Source organism: Weissella cibaria, assembly GCF_004521965.1.
GTDB classification, from domain to species: Bacteria; Bacillota; Bacilli; order Lactobacillales; family Lactobacillaceae; genus Weissella; species Weissella cibaria_A.
Genome location: NZ_SDGK01000061.1, coordinates 1 through 19,419, shown reverse-complemented (window position 1 = coordinate 19,419; position 19,419 = coordinate 1). Strand labels below are relative to the sequence as shown.

The 19,419-nt window shown below is 44.8% G+C and carries 25 protein-coding genes, 2 tRNA genes and 1 pseudogene; 3 read left to right on the top strand and 25 right to left on the bottom strand.

The genetic code is table 11. The features are described 5' to 3' along the window. Positions 1-10 precede the first annotated feature (10 nt). The 5 genes and pseudogenes from EST42_RS07645 to EST42_RS07625 all read right to left on the bottom strand — a co-directional run bounded on the left by EST42_RS07645 (position 11) and on the right by EST42_RS07625 (position 4,643). Complete coding sequence (locus tag EST42_RS07645; protein WP_134644914.1) at positions 11-721, bottom strand: type 1 glutamine amidotransferase; 711 nt, start codon at positions 719-721, stop codon at positions 11-13. A 4-nt stretch (positions 722-725) separates the two neighbouring features. After that, positions 726-2,078 carry a MurT ligase domain-containing protein gene (locus EST42_RS07640; protein ID WP_134644913.1) on the bottom strand — a complete coding sequence of 451 codons (1,353 nt, stop codon included), beginning with the start codon at positions 2,076-2,078 and terminating at the stop codon, positions 726-728. Between the two features lie 150 nt (positions 2,079-2,228). Beyond that, complete coding sequence (gene manA / locus EST42_RS07635; RefSeq protein WP_134644912.1) at positions 2,229-3,194, bottom strand: mannose-6-phosphate isomerase, class I; 966 nt, start codon at positions 3,192-3,194, stop codon at positions 2,229-2,231. Between the two features lie 31 nt (positions 3,195-3,225). Continuing rightward, the gene (locus EST42_RS07630; protein ID WP_134644911.1) at positions 3,226-3,945 is read right to left on the bottom strand and encodes a MucBP domain-containing protein; all 720 of its coding nucleotides are present in this window, start codon (positions 3,943-3,945) and stop codon (positions 3,226-3,228) included. Positions 3,946-4,037: 92 nt separating this feature from the next. Further along, positions 4,038-4,643 (bottom strand): annotated as a pseudogene (locus EST42_RS07625) (DapH/DapD/GlmU-related protein). 154 nt (positions 4,644-4,797) lie between these two features. On the opposite strand from EST42_RS07625, the gene EST42_RS07620 reads away from it, so the two are divergent. Then, a tRNA-Asn gene (locus EST42_RS07620) sits at positions 4,798-4,869 on the top strand. Between the two features lie 101 nt (positions 4,870-4,970). Here EST42_RS07620 and EST42_RS11590 read toward each other — a convergent pair. From EST42_RS11590 to EST42_RS07560, 15 genes are all read right to left on the bottom strand, one after another. Beyond that, entirely contained in the window at positions 4,971-5,078 is a 108-nt protein-coding gene (locus EST42_RS11590; protein ID WP_425335780.1) for an LPXTG cell wall anchor domain-containing protein, read from the bottom strand. Positions 5,079-5,187: 109 nt separating this feature from the next. Beyond that, positions 5,188-5,697, bottom strand: coding sequence for a SpaA isopeptide-forming pilin-related protein (locus EST42_RS07610; protein WP_134644910.1), 510 nt, complete (start codon positions 5,695-5,697; stop codon positions 5,188-5,190). Between the two features lie 54 nt (positions 5,698-5,751). Further along, the gene (locus EST42_RS11445) at positions 5,752-5,877 is read right to left on the bottom strand and encodes a hypothetical protein (RefSeq protein ID WP_280633885.1); all 126 of its coding nucleotides are present in this window, start codon (positions 5,875-5,877) and stop codon (positions 5,752-5,754) included. After that, positions 5,853-6,233, bottom strand: coding sequence for a hypothetical protein (locus EST42_RS07605; RefSeq protein ID WP_134644909.1), 381 nt, complete (start codon positions 6,231-6,233; stop codon positions 5,853-5,855). The genes EST42_RS11445 and EST42_RS07605 overlap by 25 nt, the downstream gene beginning before the upstream one ends. Positions 6,234-6,296: 63 nt before the next feature. Beyond that, positions 6,297-6,575 (bottom strand): hypothetical protein, encoded by a 279-nt coding sequence (locus tag EST42_RS07600; RefSeq protein ID WP_134644908.1) that lies wholly within the window; start codon positions 6,573-6,575, stop codon positions 6,297-6,299. A 126-nt stretch (positions 6,576-6,701) separates the two neighbouring features. After that, positions 6,702-7,001, bottom strand: coding sequence for a hypothetical protein (locus EST42_RS07595; protein ID WP_134644907.1), 300 nt, complete (start codon positions 6,999-7,001; stop codon positions 6,702-6,704). Next, the gene (locus EST42_RS10605; RefSeq protein ID WP_167711186.1) at positions 6,994-7,149 is read right to left on the bottom strand and encodes a hypothetical protein; all 156 of its coding nucleotides are present in this window, start codon (positions 7,147-7,149) and stop codon (positions 6,994-6,996) included. The genes EST42_RS07595 and EST42_RS10605 overlap by 8 nt, the downstream gene beginning before the upstream one ends. Before the next feature lie 574 nt (positions 7,150-7,723). Next, positions 7,724-7,993 carry a DUF4143 domain-containing protein gene (locus EST42_RS07590; protein ID WP_134644906.1) on the bottom strand — a complete coding sequence of 90 codons (270 nt, stop codon included), beginning with the start codon at positions 7,991-7,993 and terminating at the stop codon, positions 7,724-7,726. A 169-nt stretch (positions 7,994-8,162) separates the two neighbouring features. Then, the gene (locus EST42_RS07585) at positions 8,163-8,756 is read right to left on the bottom strand and encodes an ATP-binding protein (protein ID WP_167711184.1); all 594 of its coding nucleotides are present in this window, start codon (positions 8,754-8,756) and stop codon (positions 8,163-8,165) included. A gap of 85 nt (positions 8,757-8,841) precedes the next feature. Beyond that, entirely contained in the window at positions 8,842-10,626 is a 1,785-nt protein-coding gene (locus tag EST42_RS07580) for an ABC transporter ATP-binding protein (protein WP_134644904.1), read from the bottom strand. Positions 10,627-10,629: 3 nt separating this feature from the next. Continuing rightward, positions 10,630-12,342 carry an ABC transporter ATP-binding protein gene (locus tag EST42_RS07575; protein ID WP_134644903.1) on the bottom strand — a complete coding sequence of 571 codons (1,713 nt, stop codon included), beginning with the start codon at positions 12,340-12,342 and terminating at the stop codon, positions 10,630-10,632. 141 nt (positions 12,343-12,483) lie between these two features. Further along, positions 12,484-12,627, bottom strand: a complete 144-nt coding sequence (locus EST42_RS10600) for a hypothetical protein (protein WP_167711182.1) — start codon at positions 12,625-12,627, stop codon at positions 12,484-12,486. Between the two features lie 339 nt (positions 12,628-12,966). Then, positions 12,967-14,004 carry a YdcF family protein gene (locus EST42_RS07570; protein WP_134644902.1) on the bottom strand — a complete coding sequence of 346 codons (1,038 nt, stop codon included), beginning with the start codon at positions 14,002-14,004 and terminating at the stop codon, positions 12,967-12,969. A gap of 10 nt (positions 14,005-14,014) precedes the next feature. After that, complete coding sequence (gene hflX, locus EST42_RS07565) at positions 14,015-15,298, bottom strand: GTPase HflX (RefSeq protein ID WP_134644901.1); 1,284 nt, start codon at positions 15,296-15,298, stop codon at positions 14,015-14,017. A 13-nt stretch (positions 15,299-15,311) separates the two neighbouring features. Beyond that, positions 15,312-15,983 (bottom strand): histidine phosphatase family protein, encoded by a 672-nt coding sequence (locus tag EST42_RS07560; protein ID WP_134644900.1) that lies wholly within the window; start codon positions 15,981-15,983, stop codon positions 15,312-15,314. A gap of 239 nt (positions 15,984-16,222) precedes the next feature. Between EST42_RS07560 and EST42_RS07555 the strand changes: the two genes are divergently transcribed. Continuing rightward, a tRNA-Glu gene (locus EST42_RS07555) sits at positions 16,223-16,294 on the top strand. 112 nt (positions 16,295-16,406) lie between these two features. On the opposite strand, the gene EST42_RS07550 is transcribed toward EST42_RS07555, so the two are convergent. Genes EST42_RS07550 through EST42_RS07545 form a run of 3 tightly spaced genes read right to left on the bottom strand, consistent with a single transcriptional unit; the run spans position 16,407 to position 17,039 of the window. Then, entirely contained in the window at positions 16,407-16,718 is a 312-nt protein-coding gene (locus EST42_RS07550) for a CPBP family glutamic-type intramembrane protease (RefSeq protein WP_245150436.1), read from the bottom strand. After that, entirely contained in the window at positions 16,618-16,872 is a 255-nt protein-coding gene (locus EST42_RS11165) for a hypothetical protein (protein ID WP_245150437.1), read from the bottom strand. The genes EST42_RS07550 and EST42_RS11165 overlap by 101 nt, the downstream gene beginning before the upstream one ends. Further along, on the bottom strand, positions 16,836-17,039 hold the full coding sequence (locus EST42_RS07545) for a hypothetical protein (RefSeq protein WP_134644898.1): 204 nt from the start codon (positions 17,037-17,039) through the stop codon (positions 16,836-16,838). Before EST42_RS07545 ends, EST42_RS11165 begins: the two co-directional genes overlap by 37 nt. A 258-nt stretch (positions 17,040-17,297) precedes the next feature. Here EST42_RS07545 and EST42_RS07540 point away from each other — a divergent pair, with 258 nt between their 5' ends. Further along, complete coding sequence (locus tag EST42_RS07540; RefSeq protein WP_134644897.1) at positions 17,298-18,128, top strand: exodeoxyribonuclease III; 831 nt, start codon at positions 17,298-17,300, stop codon at positions 18,126-18,128. Between the two features lie 54 nt (positions 18,129-18,182). Here the strand turns inward: EST42_RS07540 and EST42_RS10595 are convergent, their stop codons facing one another. Both EST42_RS10595 and EST42_RS07535 read right to left on the bottom strand, forming a co-directional pair. Then, the gene (locus EST42_RS10595; protein ID WP_167711178.1) at positions 18,183-18,320 is read right to left on the bottom strand and encodes a hypothetical protein; all 138 of its coding nucleotides are present in this window, start codon (positions 18,318-18,320) and stop codon (positions 18,183-18,185) included. A gap of 122 nt (positions 18,321-18,442) precedes the next feature. Next, entirely contained in the window at positions 18,443-18,799 is a 357-nt protein-coding gene (locus EST42_RS07535; RefSeq protein ID WP_134644896.1) for a hypothetical protein, read from the bottom strand. Positions 18,800-19,419: the final 620 nt, after the last annotated feature.

The following is a 19,419-nucleotide window of genomic DNA, read 5'->3' as shown; positions in this document are numbered from 1 at the left end:
CCAATTATCATTAGAATGCTTCTGGCTTGATATCTGCCATCTTTTCAGCCCAGTTTACTTCTGGGTACTTGCGTTCCAAAGCTGTTTGCAATACGTGCAAAGCCAAGTTTCCGTTACGCGTAAAGATAGGTCCGTGAAAGTACGTCCCGTAAACATTGCGGTACACAAGTCCTTCACCGCCATCTTCACCGTTGTTTCCCTTACCTTGCAAGACCTTACCCAATGGGCGCTCGCCTTCACCCAAGAATGTACGCCCTTGGTGGTTTTCGAAACCGCGGTACTCGTTGCCGTTAACTTCGTCCTTAATCAAGACATTACCAATAAAACGGCTGTGTTGTTGGTTCAACGTGTAGTGGTCCATGACGGAAATTCCCTCAACACGCGTCCCATCAGCCAACAAGAAGTAGTGACCCAACAATTGGAAACCACCGCAAACACCCAACAATGGGCCATCTGATTCGATGTAGCGCTTGATAGCATCTGCTTTAAACTTCAAATCTTCTGCAACGATTTGCTCTTCGTAGTCTTGTCCACCACCGAACAGCACAAAATCGTACTTCTTATCATCAAACTCATCGCCCAATGAAATCAACTCTACGTCGACATCGACACCGATTTGCGATGCATAGAAACGCATCGCCACAATGTTACCGTAGTCACCGTAAGTGTTCATCAAATCACCGTACAAGTGCGCGGTGTGCAAAACATACTCTGCTGCCATGATTTTATTCTCCCATACCAGTCTTGATAAAGCCTTGTTGTGCCAATTGGGCACGTAGTTGTAGCATTGCCGTATAAGTTGCGGCAATGTACACGCGCTTCGTTGGCATCTCGTCGATTGCCTTGACAATTTGCTTGAGATCTTGGTAAACCGGGTGTTCACCGTATCCAGCCATCTTCACACGGACATACAAGTCCTTGTAACGCTCACCACCAGTTGCAATGGCTTGCATGCCTGAATCCTTCAATGATTCAAAGTCCGTATCCCAGATCCAACTCGTATCGATACCATCCGCATAGTTCGCATTCAACAGTGCAATCAATGAGAATGGTTGATCGTCTGTCTTCATCATATCGATGACTTGATTTGCGCCAACCGGGTTCTTAATCAAGACAATCGTAACTTCCTTACCGTTGACGTCAACCGCTTCTTGACGACCGAAGATTTGCGCATTTGATTCAAAAGCGTGGTGAATTTGCTGCGTGGTAACACCTAAGAAACGACCAACCGTGTACGCAGCTAGCGCGTTATAGATGTTGTACATGCCACCGATTTCAATTTGATACGTCTCGCCATCAATATCAAAGTTTGAATAACGGGGTGTCATCTCATTAATCTTCGTTACGGCATAATCCAACTCAGGACGCTTAAAATCGTCGGAAACTGAGAAGTAATCACCTTGATTACCGAATGTCATAAAGCGATAGTGCAGCACCGTGTCATCAGTTGGTGATAGCACACCGTCCGTGTTGTGAGGAGCCTTCATATCACCATCCGCTGGCAAGTGGTTAAACCCGTAATATACCTTTGGATTTGGCAAATCGCCGCGCATGAAGATTGGTGAATCAGCGTTCGCAATCACCGTTGCCTCAGGGAACAAACGAATGCCCTTCAAAATCTTATCGTAGGTCGTGTAAATCTCACCAAAACGATCCAATTGGTCACGGAAGATGTTCGTCAACACAAAGGCCATTGGCTTTAATTGACGTGCAACTTCTTCCACGTTCGCTTCATCAACTTCCAAAAGCGCAATTGGGCGGTGTGACTTACCAGTTACTTTCGCCGTCAACATCGTTCCCGTGATACCTTGCATCATATTCGAACCAGATGGGTTTGTAATCACATCAGGGAATTGTTCGCGCAAGACACGTGTAGTCAATGTTGTTGTCAACGTCTTACCATTCGTACCTGTAATCAAAATAACGTCATACTTCTCAGCCAACGTTGTCATGACTTCAGGGTCAATCTTCGTTGCCAATTTACCTGGCAATGATGTACCACCACGACGCAAAATATCATGCAGTACCACGTATGAACTTTTACCAACAAAAGTTGCCAATGCACTCTTTAAGCTCATATCGTCCTCCTACTACATCGTCACCGATGTTTATTTGTCAAAATAACTAGTCTATAGTGTACCATTTTCGCACGTAAAAAGTCAGGCCGATAGGAATATAGCGTAAAAGCACGCGCAAATAATTCGCACGTGCTTTTGTTAACAATTCACTTACATTGACTTCGGTCCTGGCATCGAAGCGATCAGCGTCGCCTCTCCCTGTAGCGTCCACGCCTCAACATCGTTTGGCAAGATAAAACTTTGGCCCTTGCGCAACTGGTAGGTAACACCAAAGACCGTTAAATCTAATGTCCCATCAATTACGGTTGCCAGCAAATATGGCGCCCGTGCATCTAAGGTGGCTCGGCCATCAACGTCCCACTTATAGACATTGAAGTAAGGTGCTTCAACCAGCGTCGTCACCGTGACGCCACCGTATGTAGCCGTCGAAGTTTGTGGTTGTTCCGGTACAAACGGTATCGTCGTCACATTCTTCGCATCCGTCAAATGAAGTTCCCGCAATTCACCTGTTTTCGTATCAACCCGGTCAAAATCGTAAACCCGGTAAGTCACGTCAGATGATTGCTGCGTTTCAAGTGCGAGAACCCCCGCCCCCAACGCATGGAGCGTCCCAGCTGGTACATAGAAGAAGTCGCCAGCCTTAACGGGTACTTTCCGGAGTAACTTATCCCAGTCACCAGCATCAACCGCCGCATCAAATTCTGCCTTGGTTTGGGCCGTGTGCCCGTAATAAATTTCGGCGCCCGGTTCAGCCGCCACGATGTACCACGATTCCGTTTTGCCAAGTTCACCGGCGTGTTCACCAGCATACGCGTCATCAGGGTGCACTTGCACTGATAAATCCTGGTGTGCATCTAGCAACTTAACGAGCAGTGGGAATGGTCGGTTCGTGTCTGTGTTGCCAAACAACCGTGGTTCTTCTTGCCACAACTCAGCAATCGACTTACCTGCAAAACGGCCATTTTCAAAAAGTACCGTGCCGTTCTTGTGGCCTGAAATCAGCCACGCTTCACCCGTCGTTTCCGATGGGATATCAAAACCAAACACATCACGTAACGCCGTGCCACCCCACATCTTTTCGTGCAAAGCCGCCGTCAAAATCAATGGTTCTGTCATTATTCAATTCCCCCGAAGTACATGTCGCTAATTAATCAAGATGCAAATAAATACTTGAAATCCAACCGTGTTGCACCACGTGGTACCACAAGATACCAGATGGATCATCAACCCGTTCTGAAATTTCAATTCGTGAACCGTGGACAACTCGTCCAATTTCACGTCCGTATGGTTGTGCATATACGGCAACGTCCCCACCTGGCACATAATCCACAATCCCACGGGCCACAAATGGCTTTGAGGCCCACGTCGTTGGTCGATTCCATTCAGAAATTGGCTTTAATGAACGGCCATCATTATCCGTTAACTTCATTGTTTGCATGTTGTAAGGCACCCAGCGTGAATCTGATAGTTGATACCAGAACTTCCCCTCACGCGTTGCAACCCGTTGGGCAACCTTCACGTATGAATCCGTCCAAAGCTTTTGGCCAGTCCGCTCAGCGATATCAATTGCTGCAACCGGTTGGACATCCGCTAACAAATGCAAATACTTGTCAGTTAATTGCTCAGTTTCTGCAATGTCATCGCGACGGTAATAGAACGTTGCGGTGTACATCGTTGTTTCATCGAAAGTCCCTTTTAACGTCCCCTCTGATGAAACAAAGCGATACCCTGGCAATGTTTGTGGATCAACTGAAAAACTGTCACCCACGGTACCTTCAATCAATCTTGCATGCGTTAACGCCGTCTTTGTATCAACATCCTTAGCGTATACCCAAACCGGCATACCCTTTAGTTGAAAGTCAGCCATACTTGCTGCCTCCTAGTCGTAGTTTCTTACGTCCATTCTACCAAATTAACCTTAAGTAAGTCCGCGTTCATTACCTGCACTTAACCTTTTGTTTAGTTTAACATCTTAATGACCCACGCTGGGTTACCGGCAACCATAACATTACTTGGCACATCCTTGATCATAACCGTACCAGCACCAACCACTACATTGTCTCCAATCGTAACACCTAGTAGCGCCATAACGGAACCACCAAACCAGCAATCATCCCCAATCGTAATTGATGAATCATATTGCCAACCCCCACGTCGTAGCTCCTTATCGTATGGGTGGTGATTAGGCGTGTAAAGCTGGCAGTTCGGTCCGATAAAAACAGTGGGAACCAATTGTGACGCGACCGGCGCTCAAAATTTGCAGGTCGGCGTTAATAAAGGTTGCGTCGCCGATGGTTAGGCGTTGGGGGGCTCAATTGACGTGATTGGAAAATGCACATCAGCATCCTTCGCCATATTCGGCAATACTTCTTGTAGCAAGCGCGTTGCTTCAGCCAAATTCATCTTCGCGACATCGTTAATACGTTGCACCGTTTGCGCACTTTGTTTAACAATCGCTTGCACCTGAGGCTCCTTTGCATATTGGTACCACTCCCCTTGGTCAACCTTGTCAAAAATAACCACATCGGCTAAGCGCGCGATTTCTGTTGGTGTTAAGTCTTTCATAGTCCGATTCCCTCGTTATTCAGCAATTCCATCATACGTCATATTTGTACGGACAAATGTGAATTAGTTTAAATTGGAACAATTTTAATCAAAATAATTGACTTCTCATTTTTCTTGCTGTATATTAATATTATGCCTTAGCGAAGAACATAATTGCTCTGTAGTTCAGCGGTAGAATAACTCACTGTTAATGAGGAGGTCGCTGGTTCGATCCCAGCCAGAGCAGTTACCGGACCCCGTTTCTTAATTGAAACGGGGTCTTTTTCATTCACCCTTTTATCGGCACACAGAAAAGAACAACTATATTGCTACAATCGCTCTCATCCATTAATCATTAAACTTACGCTTCAACGTCAATGCACCTGCTGCACCAACCAGAATCAAACCAACAATCACAAATCCCATAACGCCCGTTCCATCCGTAACTGGGAAGATTTATTACAAAGGCTCTTGCTTCTTGTTTTCAACCGTGAACGTTATCGTAAAGATGTTCTTGTTTTGGTCTGGTTAATCTATTCCGTCACCGTCCCATCCTTGTCAGTCTTCACAAATAATACTTTTCGTTCGCCAAGTGTGCCGGCACTGTTACACCAGTTTGCGTTGTGAAATCTGTTTGCTTCAAAGCCTTGAAGTAAACATCTTCCGCACGTTCGTAACCAGTCGGCACCGTCGACTCATTCAATGTGTACAACTTGTTGAACTCAAGTGTTTGCCCAGTTGGCATCGTGTGCATACCAGTCGCATCATCCTTGCTCATGCCAATCTTGTTAGCCACGTCCGTGAAGTATTGGAAGACCGCACCAGCCAATGGCTCGTTGTCTTGATCAACCTTCTTCACCTGGAAGACTGCCTCGATATCCAATTGGTTAAGCCTGTTAGCTGTGACGCTACCGTCCTTCACATCAACGTTTGTCAAAACGACTGGATTGGTCGTTTCCTTAAATGTTGATGTGCAAACATCACCTGTACCGTCCGCGCTAGCTATCAACTTAGCGCCAACATTGAACCTGCCGTCCGTTGCCTTCACATAACCATCAGGCGCAGTTTCGATCAATTGGTATTGACCAACCGGCGAGTTGTTCCACGTCCAACTTGTGTCAGTCGTTGATTATGCAGCAATCGTTGTTGCCGTCGTCAACGTCTTGTACGCTGAAATTTCAGCTGATGCAAAACTTGCAGCCGTCCAAGCTGAAGGCTCACCGACCTTCTTTAGCTCAAACTTGGCACCTGCCAAAATAGCCCAGTTTCATCAACCTTGTTAATAGTACCGTTAGTGGTTGGCAAAGTTTTTAGGCCAACCGTTACGGTGTTTGTCGTACTCTTGCATTCTAAAGCATCGCTATGCTCAGTCCTCATATAAACGCCAGCCGTATTATCCTTTGTCCAATTAGCAAAACCTTGCGCTACTTGTGATTCAGCCTTTACATCCAAACGAAGTGCGAACATGTCAGAATTAAAGTCAATTGCTTGAATCCCCGCATCCGTCAAGTCATAAACACCGTACACCGTTGAATACCAGACTTCCGCGGCATCCTTTTGTATAAAGGTATCATCAGAGTCGGTGGTTGGATCAGCATGCGTTTGCGCCACCAACGTTCCTGCACCACCAAAAACAGTTTCAGCATACTTTGAATTATTAATTCCCGTTGATAGTTAATCCCACGAGAAATCAGCACCAACAGATGATCTCGAACTTGCTAAACGCCCAAAGTTATTCAGTGATGAGAAAGTCACGCGACCATCCCCTTCATCAACATCAATTCGTTCAGCAAACTTACCATCAACCAAGGTGTAGAACTGCAACTTAATATCTAACGATTCAATACCGTGATATATAACCCCTGAGTACAGGTTATTCGGTACATCGATAAAATGCGTATCACCTAGTTGCAAGTGATCGCCTGAAGCTGGTGTCACATTTGAGATCGTCATCGTCGCACCAATTGGATAGTGTTACTTAGTGACTGAATCAACGTAACTACCTACGTGGTCATAAACAACCGTGAACTTCGCGGCAGTCATTTCATCGCCGTTCTCAAATGAGATGGTATACGCTGACTAATTATCGCCACCCGTTTGCTCATATTGGTTGTGGTAAGTTGACCGCACATACTGCAGGCGAGTCGCATCGTTCTCATTTTCAGAACCACCAATATTACCAGTCGCCGTCACATCTTTCTTTTGATAAATCGCAACTGGCTCCTTGTGCTCGGCATCCGCCGTCGTATAAACCGGTGCATTCATTGAACTGCACAATTGGAAATTATTGAAGTCAGTCTTGTTATCTGAATCTGGTGTCGTTCGAACACCACGCTCAATCAAGAAACCATCAACAATCCCCTGCTTTGTGTCAGGCAACTTCGCGACCGTTCTCCCATTTCCAGTCGTTACCATCCCCAGCAGTAACGGTCAGTCGATCAGATTTATACAGCGTTTTTCCCGCCGCATAGATTGTCTTGGCTAACAAGCCCATATTGGTCACACAAGGAACAACCATTGCTATCAAACCGACAACCGCCCACTAGCAAGGCAACTGCTTGTTGGGCAGAATACCCCCGTGTGTTTCCATAAACATCACTCCATTTCATGCTATTTTCTGTTTCCAGCGTAATGGATCAAATATCCACTACTGCACCCTCATGGAATAGCGAAGCAATGTAGTTATCTTTTCCCGGGTTCTTAACGAAACTTTGAAGTTTTTTGAAGAATTATCCACGCTCTTCAAACCCCTTGACAATTTTGTGCATTTTCAAACAATCTTCATAAATCAAACTAATTTTCAGCAAATCCCACGATGAAAACCGTCATATTTACAATTCATAATAAGTATTTGTAAGAGGGTTGAACGTAACTTACATGGGGAAAATACCATATATAGGGCCGGTGGCTATCACATCGATAGTCACCGGCTATTTTTTATTACTTATTCAGTTAACAGCCATTCATAAATTATAACTACGGGTATGCCTTCAATTCGGCGATTGGTTATTTCTTACCCCGTAATGAGTAATTTGGGGTAACCACCAGGTACATCGATTAAATTCTGAATTTCCCGGTATCTGTTGTGTCACTTGAATATACTAGCGTTCACCACGTTTTTCAGCGACAAAGTCAGCTTCTTTGCCATCGATACTACCAAACTTCACATCACACCCACGTCGCAACAATTCTAAGCAAACAATATTCTCCAACTGTGAACCAACATTAGTTAGCACCTCTCCGACTTGAGAATGCCACAAACCATTATCAACAACATAGTACTTATCATTTGCTCGCAATCGTTGACTACCGCGAACGTTATCTTGCGGTATTTTGTAGAAGAGATAGGCTTGTTCTAGCAAAACCAACATATTTGCGAAACCGGATCGAAGTGATACTATAACCCGCTACCTTCAATCGGTTAACTAGTTTCGTCACATTTACTTCGCTACTGATTGAACCTAGCATAACCATGGTTAACATCTTCAACAATTTTTGATTACCTTCGCCAGACCGTTACGAAACATCCCGCAACATAATTTAATCATATAACGTCGACAGGTAATCATACTGGTTATCAACCGCCACTTGTGCATCCAAAACACTTGGCATACCACCGAATTCTAGGTACTCCAAATACGCTTGTTTCACTTGTTGCTTATTTATCCCATCAATTTCTTTCAACGTAATAAATTCAGCGAAAGAAAATGGGTAAACATCAACTTGAACATAACGACCTGAAAGTAACGTTGCCAATTCACCAGACAGAATAGATGCATTAGATCCCGTGATATAAATATCGGATAGTAAATCAACCCATAGTGAATTAATCACTGCTTGCCACCCCTCTACCAACTGTACTTCGTCAAAAAAGAAGTACAGCTTTTTCCCATTTCGGCGTGCCGTTAAATCCTCATACAGTTTTTCAGAATTGTTTAGATAGACAGCATTACGAAATGACTCGAAATTCATAGACACAATCTGATCAGCCGAAATACCACGGTTGCGCAATTCGTCCTGTACTTGCATTAGCAAAACAGACTTTCCCGATCGGCGAACGCCAGTAATCACCTTAATAAACTCGTTATCCATCGCATCGACCAAAATCTTTAAGTACCGTTCCCGATTAATCATGACACCCCTCGTTATAACTAGATTAAATCGTCCCATTCCACCAAAAAAGCCGCACCGCATAATTGCAGTACGACTTAATCATTAACTATTCAAATACCATTTGGTTGGTGTACAACTCAGCGTAGAAGCCGCCTTGTGCCAATAACTCTGCGTGGCTACCTTGCTCAATAACGTTACCGTCACGCAAGACCACAATCTTATCCGCATTCAAAATCGTCTTCAAACGGTGCGCGATAACGAAACTCGTCCGACCGGCAATCACGTTATCCATCGCCTTTTGAATCCTAGCTTCTGTCACCGTATCAACGTTTGACGTCGCCTCATCCAAAATCAACAAGTCAGGCGCCGTCAAAATCGTCCGGGCAATTGACAACAATTGCTTTTGACCAGTTGAGAAGACTGAATTTTCATCAGACACTTCAGTATCGTAGCCCTTTTCCAACGTCATAATGAAGTCGTGAATATTGGCTTGCTTAGCCGCATCTATCACTTCAGCATCAGTTGCATCAGGCTTACCGAATGTGATGTTGTCACGAATCGTACCAGTGAACAAAACAGAGTCTTGCAACACAATCCCGACGTTATCACGCAATGACTGTAGATCCATGTCACGAACGTCGACGCCGTCAAACTTAACCGCACCACCCGTTACGTCATAGAAACGGTTCAACAAATTCATGACAGTCGTCTTACCTGAACCGGTTGGTCCAACCAAGGCCATCATTTGCCCCTTATCAACTTCAATGTTGACACCATGCAAAATTTCACGATCTTCGTTATACCCAAAGTGCACGTCGTCCAACACAATCTTTTCTTGGACACCGTTAAACTTCACCCCATTAACCGGGTTAATTTCATCATCTTGTTCGAAGACTTCGTTCAAACGGTGCGCACCCGTCATCGCCAACTGCAACATGTTGTAAGTTGACGTGATTTGGGTGATTGGCTGGTAGTATTGTTGTGAAAATGACACGAAGGTCACAATCAATCCCAAGCCAGCAGCACGGGCTGATAAATCACCGTTCAACGCTTGCGTAGCACCGTAGGAAATCACGATGGCCAAATTGAACAAACCCATACCTTGCATCAATGGGAACAAGACACCTGACCATGTTTGACCAAGTGTTGACGTACGACGCACCTTGTCGTTGTGGGCCACAAATCCCTTGATTGACTCTTCTTGCAAGCCATTGGTGATAATCACCTTTTCACCATTAATTTGCTCATTAATGTAACCGTTCAAATGTCCCACTTCAGCTTGTTGTGCATCCACAAACTTCTTGGCTTGTACAATAATCAACGCTGCCAAGATAACCGCAACTGGTGTTGAGGCAATCGTCACCCACGCCATCTTAGGGCTCTCGTTGAACATCATCCACACAACCCCAACCAACATGGCCACTTGTGAGAACAACTGGAAGATGGCTTGGTTCATTGCATTAAAGATGTTATCCAAATCCGACGTGAAACGTGACAACACTTCACCGTCTTGGTGTGAATCGAAGTAACGAACCGTCATCCGTTGCATCTTGCCAAACAAACCCTTACGCATTTGGTTCACTGAGTTGGAAGCGACGATTGATTGAATCATCGCGTTGATAAACAAGCCAACTAGCATCAACAAAACAAAGGCTGCAAACGTCCACAACGCATGGTGGAAGTCAGCCAAACTCGCTTGGTTCGCTGTCATCGGGTTCAACTTCACCATCAAATACTTCGATAGTTCCGTAATTGAACGTCCCATGTAAACTGGTGCTTTAACTTGGGCCCACGTTGCAAAAATCGTGAAGAACACAATCGCAATCATCGCCACCCAGTAGCGCTTAAAATAATGAGCAAAGAAGCGGACTGATTCAGTAATATTCTTCATCGTTTATGCCTCCTGCGCCTTTTGTGTCTTATAAATTTCTTGATAAACTGGTGATGTTTTCACCAATTCCTGGTGCACACCTTCCGCAATCAATGCTCCATCTTCCAAAACCAAAATACGATCAGCGTTAATCACTGAAGAAATTTTTTCCGCAATGATAAATGTCGTCGTATCTTGCAATTCGTTATCAAGGGCTTCCTTAACTAACTTTTCTGACTTGGCATCCAACGCTGACGTTGAATCATCCAAAATCAAAATCTTTGGATCACCAATCACCCCACGGGCAATTGACAAACGTTGCTTTTGACCCCCAGAGAAGTTTGATGAACGTTCCTCAACTACGTGTTCATATGTATCTTCATAGCGTTCAACGAATTCAGCTGCTTGTGCAATTTGTGCTGCACGCTTCATATCTTGCTCTTGCGCATCCGACTTACCTTGACGCAAGTTATCTGAAATCTTACCTGAGAACAACGTTGCTCGTTGCAAAACGAATGACACCGTCTTGCGCAATGATGACTCGTTGGCATCCTTCAAATCAACCCCACCGACCTTAACAGTTCCTTCGGTTGGATCAAACAAACGCGGAATCAGTTGGGCCATTGATGACTTACCTGAACCCGTTGCACCCACGATACCAATCATTTCACCAGGTTGCACTTTGAATGAAATGTGCTTCAAGGTTGGTTTATCATCCCCCGGATACGTGAATGACACGTCATCAAATTCTACAGATCCGGTCAAATCTTGCGCCGGCACATTCTTGTAAACCAAATCAGGCTTCGTATCCATGATTTCAGAAATACGACCCATTGACACAAATCCACGTGCCGCAAAGGTCATCATCATTCCACCAACAATAATAGCTTGCATGATAATCATCAGATAATTCGTAAACCCAGTAATTTGTGCCAACATCTTAGGCTCAGTCCCAACCATATTTCCTACGAAGTAGATGGCTACAACCATCAAGCCTTGCCCAATAAACATGAAGGCGGGCATAATAATTGAGAAGAGGTATCCAATTTGCAAATTAACATGGTTCAATTCGTCAGAAACATCATCAAAACGCTTTTGTTCATTACCTTCTTGGTTGAATGACTTCACGACACGAACACCTTGGAGGTTTTCCTTCGCCTTCGCATTCACTCGATCAATCAATCCTTGAATCATCCCGAAACGCTTACCCATGTTGCCCATAACCAACGCTGAAACAGCACCGACCAAGATAACCATGACCACGATGATCCACCATAGCTTGGGAATCGAATTAACCGCCAAGATAAATCCACCGACAAACAAAATCGGCATACGTAGCAATGGCTGCATCATCATCATCAAAATACTTTGAATTTGTTGCACGTCATTGGTTAGACGCACGACCAAGTTACCCGCTGAAAATTGCTCAATATTGCCAAATGAAAATGTTTGAATCTTACGGTAAGCTGCTTCACGGACATCAGATGCAATTCCTTGCGATGCACGTGCTGCAAAAATTGTATTCACAATCCCCGCAATCAAACCAATTCCCGCAATCACCAACAATTGCAACCCGATATGACGCACCTTCGTCATATTGTCGTCTGAGATTGCTTGGACAATCTTAGAAAGCAATGTAGGTTGGAATAGCATCGCCATCGCCATGATAATAACCGTGATGACAGCGAGTACTAAATCGAGTTTGTACCGCTTAAAATACGGCTTTAACAAACGCATAATTTCCCCTCCAATTAATAAATTATTTCTATCGTTAGTGAACCATTCTAACATTCTTTTTCAGTTTTTTGTCAATTTAGTTAACAAAAAGTTTGCAATCACGCAAAAAGCGCAACCCATGTGATATGCATCGGTTGCGCTTTAAATATCTATGTCAATGACGCTAATCTTAGCCTGTTGTTCAGCACTCACGACACTGCGTCGGGTAAGCAAAATCGTTGCCACAATCGCAACCGTCACCATCCCCAGTAACCCGGCAATCAAATAATAAAAGATGCTAGGCACTTTGGCCGGAATCGCCAATCAAGCTGTCATTTGATTTGACACGTTTTGCGAATCCAACCAATTAGACGAATGATCCGACACGTCTGACAAAACTGATGGTTTCACCGTAAAGGGCAGGTGTTGCAAATCCCAACCCGTAATGCGTTGCGTAGGTCCCAAATTACGCGGGTACATACTATCATGGTCATCGGTTGTATTATGTTGCGGCCCCACTAAATAAAGTTGGCATTTGGAGCGTCAACGCACCAACCATCGTGGCGATGAACAACATCGCCCCATTTTAAATCCGCATCCCAAAACTCTCTAATCTCTCACTATTAAATCCGTTCTTTGTCCTCTCTACTTAGGAATCATCATCACTACAGCAACCACAAAAGCCAAGACTGTCACTGCCATGTGTAAACGACGGTGCATGTTCAATACTGCAATATATTCACGAATGAATGCTGGAATACGGTAATAGAATGGGGTTTTACCACCTCGACCTTGGGCCAGCACGTCAAAACGGCGCGCCTGGAGGCCAGCACGGAACACGTGGTACTCACTCGTAAAGTACACAAATTCAGGATTGACCTTGCCAGTTGCCTTACTAATAATATCACGAGAAAAGCTCATATTTTCGCGCGTCGTGCGACTCTGATCTTCCAAAAGTGTTTTATCAGAGGGATAGTTTAGTGTTGCAACGGCATAATCGCGCATTGCCTGGGCTTCTGAAACCTTTTCGTCGCCCCCTTTACCACCGGAAAAGACAATCGTTGGATAAACGCCCGTTGCGTCAAAGCGACGTTGTGCAGCGTCAGTTGCCGCCTTAATTCGGTTACCCAACAGCTTACCAACGGTTTCACCATTAACCAAACCAGCACCCAAGACAACATAGTAATCAGACTCACGCTTACGTGTCACCGCCGCGTAGACAATCGCCGACACCAAGAAAATGATGAAAATTAACATGAAGTACAGTTCCAGCACCCGGGCAAAAATAATCAGAGCTGCCAACCACGCTGGTGCATGTTGTATCATGGCATCAATTATGTTGAAAACCATCGACCCCAAGAACAACAATGGCAGCAATAAGTTTGGCAACGTGTGGTACTCTTTACGCCAGACTTGCCATGAGTAATAAACTACGGCTAAGTTGAAGAATACGGATAGGAACAATAAAATCGCCAAGAACAAGTCAAGTATAATCGCAAAGACGAAGATTCCCGTACCGCCAAGTTGCACCAAAATCATCGTAATCGAGATAGCGGCGAACAAGAGCGTAAATAACGTCCAAACACCAAGCCACATCGACCGCGGATCCGCATTAATCACGCGCCACAACGCATACCCGCTTAAGACAAATAACAATAACGCAATTAGTGTAACAAATAGCATAAAGCCTCCCTTAGTCTACAACGTAGGCCGCAAATCGGGCCGCTTGCACTGGCGTTAGTGTGACATCCATCATCGTGCCCGCTTCCACATAATCAATACTGTGCACTGATGCTTGTTCATTCAATTCGCTGACCAATTGTCCTTGTTCGAATGGAATCAAAACCTTCGTTTGGATGTGGTCTGAATAGATGTGTTGATGAATGACATCAATCAACATATCCAACGACGCATCATCTTGTGCTGATAACGTCAATGTATCCCCATCACGACCTGGGAATGACATGCCTTCAATCTTGTCAGCCTTGTTGTAAATCGTAATCATTGGAATGTCAACAACACCGATTTCCTTCAACGTCTTGGCCGTCGTTGACATCATTTCCTTGTAGTTTTCATCTGCATAGTCGACCACTTGGAGTAGCAAATCAGCTTGTGCGGCTTCCGCCAATGTGGCACGAAACGCTGCCACCAAGCCGTGCGGCAACTTTGACACGAATCCAACCGTATCTGACAACAAGAAGTTTTGATTATCTGGCAAGTTCAGCTTACGTACTGACGTCTCCAGCGTGGCAAACAACATGTCCGCTTGGAAGACCGTCTTATCTTGGTTTTCACCATAGCGCCGCACCAAACCGTTCATAATCGTTGACTTACCGGCGTTGGTATACCCAACCAACGCCACGTTCTTGATACTTTCCTTCTCACGACGGGCACGACGAGTTTGATCGTCAGCTTCCACATCCTTCAATTCCTGACGTAGGAGTGAAATTTGGTGTTCAATGTGACGACGATTGGTCTCAAGCTTTGTTTCACCGGCACCACGGCTGGTAAAGCTACCACCGCCACCACCAGTTTGCTGATCCAAACGGACATTCATTGACGTACGCAAACGTGGCAACTGGTATTGTAACTGCGCAATCGCAACTTGTAACTTTGCGACCTTCGTCTTAGCACGTGATGCGAAGATATCCAGAATCAAAGCCGTGCGGTCCATAATACCCGCCCCAGTACCTGATTCCAAATTACGAATTTGTGAAGGTGACAATTCATCATTCGTCACCACCATATCAGCTTCGTAATATTCTACGGCTTCCTTCAGCTCTTCAACTTTACCCTTACCAAAGTATGTTGCAGCATTTGGACGCTCAAGCTTCTGCGTCACCCTGCCCACAACTTCCATATAATTTGCTTCCGCCAAATTAGCCAGCTCAATCATTTCATAATCAAACTCAGCATTTTGACGATCCAAACCGGCAAGAATAACCTTGCGGACTGGATGTAATTCATTTTCTATCATAGCCATTTTTCTTTTACCAATTCGTTGTCGTGTCGTTGTACGCCTTCAACTTCATATCATCATCTGAGACTTCCCAGACTGAAATTGAACCGTTCAACGGCTTTGTCTTTGCTGTTTCGTGAGAATCGTACTTATAAACCAAATTGCGGATTAACGTTCCGTGGGCCACGACCAAAACATTTTGACCATCGCGCACGTTATGACGCAAAATATCCAATCCCTTATCAGCTCGCGCCCAGAATGTCGCTGCATCTTCAGCATCATGCGTTGGATCAGCTTCCTTGAAAGCATCCATGACCTCATCTTGCGTTAATTGCGCCATCAAGTCACCGTATGATTCGATGTTCTCAAGTCCAATAATACCCGCGATTTGCTCAGCACTTTGCGCACTTGGCAATCCCTCGAAGAAACCGAAGAATTGCTCCCGGAATTGTTGCAATTGCTCCGGCGTCTTCAAATCACCACTTTGCGTGTTGCGGCCTAGAATAAATTCAGCGGTGTGAATAGCCCGTTGTAAGTCTGATGAGTACGCGGCGTCAAACCGTACGTTGCTGAGTCGCTCACCAGCCGCAAAACCGTCGGAAATACCTTTATCCGTCAAAGGGGCATTTCCCCAGCCTTGCATCCGTTGATATTTATTGAAGTACGTTTCACCGTGACGTACCAAGTACATATTAAATGACATTAATTGAACCTCTTTTCGGTTTGTTAGACGATTGTTAGTCTAGCTGCAGGCTACTAAATGACGACCACCTAGCAGTCCGCGCATCCCTTACTAATACCTATTATTGTACCATTTATGTAACAAGCGCCGCATTTTTCAAGGCAGGGTATTTAATTGAATTTTGTTAGGAAAAAGTATTGACTTTGGTCATCGATATCTGTATAGTTATGTATTGTTGTTAAGCAACAGATGATTTTAATGGCCCAATGGTCAAGTGGTTAAGACGTCGCGTTCTCAGCGCGGAATCCAGGGTTCGATTCCCTGTTGGGCTATCACTTATAAAGGCACGTAAGTTTCGGCTTACGTGTTTTTATTTTTGCCATTAAACTCGCCCAAACAAATAACCCCCGCGACATCACTGCCGCGGGAATTATTTTATGTCACTTATTTACCAAATAGCAACATCACAATGACACTAAAAATCGTCAACAACGAGATACTTCCGTTGTATACCATGTGTGTCATGATGTTTTGCCAGATGTTGCGACCGTCCCAGATGTAAACCAGTTGCAACCAAACACCCATTACAATGTACATGATCAATGAACTCCAGCGACCGTTCACATTGTGAATGTGCACCACACCAAACATGATGTTAGCAAAAATCGAAATTAATACGTATACCCACTTTGCCTTGTTCAGGAACGGCTCCGTAATGTCGTGGTGGAAAACAATTTCCTCGTAAAAAAGGTGCAAACAAACCAATGATTGCTGATAAGAGCGTCGGCGCAACGTCACTAAATGACAACGCACTCGTACCACTGTACTTAATCGCAAAGTCACCCGTATCCAAGAAACCGGTCAACGCCTTCGTCAACGGCACGAGCACATCATCATAATAATGCCCCACATGACATTCTTAACCCAGTGCTGGCGCCAAATCTGCCAGTCCCGACGCAAAATGCCGTCCGACCAGTAGAAAATTGACACTAACAACAAGACAGTTGCTGGCACCAAGGCCGCAATTGCGGCGGACCACGTTGCCAATCCAGTCGTTGATTGCGCATTTCCTGTCAACTTTAGCAGCAAACCCCCGGTTGGACCGAATACCATCAGCGGGAACGACAACTGCACCCACCCACTTTACCCAATTAAATTTTTCTGACTTAGCTATTTTAAATCTCCTACAAGTTATCCCATTTCTATTTTCAATATTCTATAACGTATAGTATTTTCCTGAAACACATTTGTCACATTTCTTTTTGCATGTCAGTACGCGTCGGTGCCACTTTCAAGATACAATAGATTTATCAGATAAAAGGAACGGTGACCGCAATGAAATTCATTTCATGGAACATTGATAGTGTAAATGCTGCTGTTGAGCATAAATCAGCCCGTGGCGAGATGACTTGGCAGGTACTGCAAGACATCGCCGCTGAACAACCCGACGTCTTGGCCATCCAAGAAACTAAGTTAAAAGCAACTGGCTTAACTAAGAAACAATCAACCGCGCTCGATGAACTTTTCCCAGGTTATCACCGCTACCTACGGATGAGCACCGGTCGTTCTGGCTACTCAGGTACGATGATGCTGTCAAAGGTCGAACCACTTGCCGTTGAGATGCCTGTTATCGGTGCTCCTGATGAAATGGACATTGAAGGGCGTATCATCACCCTTGAATTTGAAAACACGTATGTTTCAACGGTTTATACCCCAAATTCAGGTAGCAACTTGGATCGACTAACCGACCGGCAAGCTTGGGATGACGCCTATCGTGCCTACATCGCTGACTTGGATGCTAAGAAGCCGGTTATTTTCTCAGGTGACTTTAACGTTGCCCACCAAGAAATCGACTTGAAGAATCCCAAGACCAACCACAAGAGCGCCGGCTTCACGGACGAAGAACGTGAGAAGTTCGGTTTGCTACTTGATGCCGGCTTCACCGATACCTTCCGTTACCTAAATCCTGACAAAACCGGTGTTTATACCTGGTGGGCTCAAATTTCAAAGACCTCAAAGATTAACAATTCTGGTTGGCGCATTGACTATTACCTAGCTTCAAACCGATTGAACGACCAATTGGCAACCTTCAGTGTTGTTGACACCGGAGCCCGTCAAGATCACGCCCCAATTAAATTGGAAATGACTGACGATTTCATGCTTTAAACGAAAAGAGACGCAGTGCATGCTATCAAGCGAATGCACCGCGTTTCTTTTCGTCTATTCCAGTAAACAATCTAAGGCATTCATCTTTTGAATACCATTATATGAGGCCGTTCGTTCAATCGTATCTAACGTTAATAATAGATTAGGATAATTGTCATTAATTTTTTCAAGCGGGTGCAATTCCCTAGCCAAGGTCTCCTCATCCAACGTAGACAAACTAACTTGGAAGTATTATCTGCCACCTTGTTTATCAACTGCAACAAAATCCACTTCTGTTCGATCAGCTAATTCACCCACATCCACATTACCGGGCATTAGCAAGCCCATCTTATGCGATGCGCCTTGTTCATACGATGCGGTCCCATCATAACCGGCCGCTTGCCCATCATCGCCAAATTGCAAAATGACATCTTGGACCAATGATAAAGTTGTAACTTCGCCAACGTCGCATCGGCCAACAATTGATTAGACCCATTCGTGACAGTGACTGGCGTAGTCGCCTGACTCGCGCTACTTGCGGATACCGATGCCGACATTGCACTTGTAACTGGTGGCGCCACCAATTGCGCAGCCGATTCACTCACTTGTGATGCAACTGAAGACTGACTACTCATTGCCGTCGATGTTTCATCGCGATGTAAGCGATAGGTGATGGTCTCAGATCCCTTCACCGTAATCGTATCACCCGGGTTTTGGCGGTACCCCTGTTATTGATAAGTCGGCAAAATCAATTTAGCACCATACGTTGAACGATACTCTCGTACTTTAACCTCACTACCAGTAATATCATCAAGATACCGCACCTTGATCGTGTACGTTTCCGGCAAATATTTAAACGTGATAACCGTCTTTTGCCCGACTGTTTTTTCAATCGCCTTGGGATTTTGGTAGCCTGTCTCGGCGACTGGTTTAAAAGCTCATGTGCCCCAATTGGCACTAGTTTTTCTGTCTGTGGTTGAATCGCTTTATTTGTACGACTATCGATATAACGAATTTTAACTTCCGTTTTTTCTTTTCTGAGGCGAACTCCGGCACAAATCCACTCGAACTGGCCCAAGCGCCACCCCCAAGTACTAAGGATAGTGCCGTCAATCCGACGACACGCCAAATTTTCAAAACGCCCGCCCCTCCTTTCAGCTTGTTAACGTTGTGTATTAAGTTAAGTATAGCTGGGGGGCGTTTCACGGTCGCAAACAATAACCCTCGTACATTAAAACGCCCCAGGTTCATGACTTCGGACCTGGGGCGTTTTGTCATTATTTAAATTATGTGCCGTTTAGAATTGATCCTT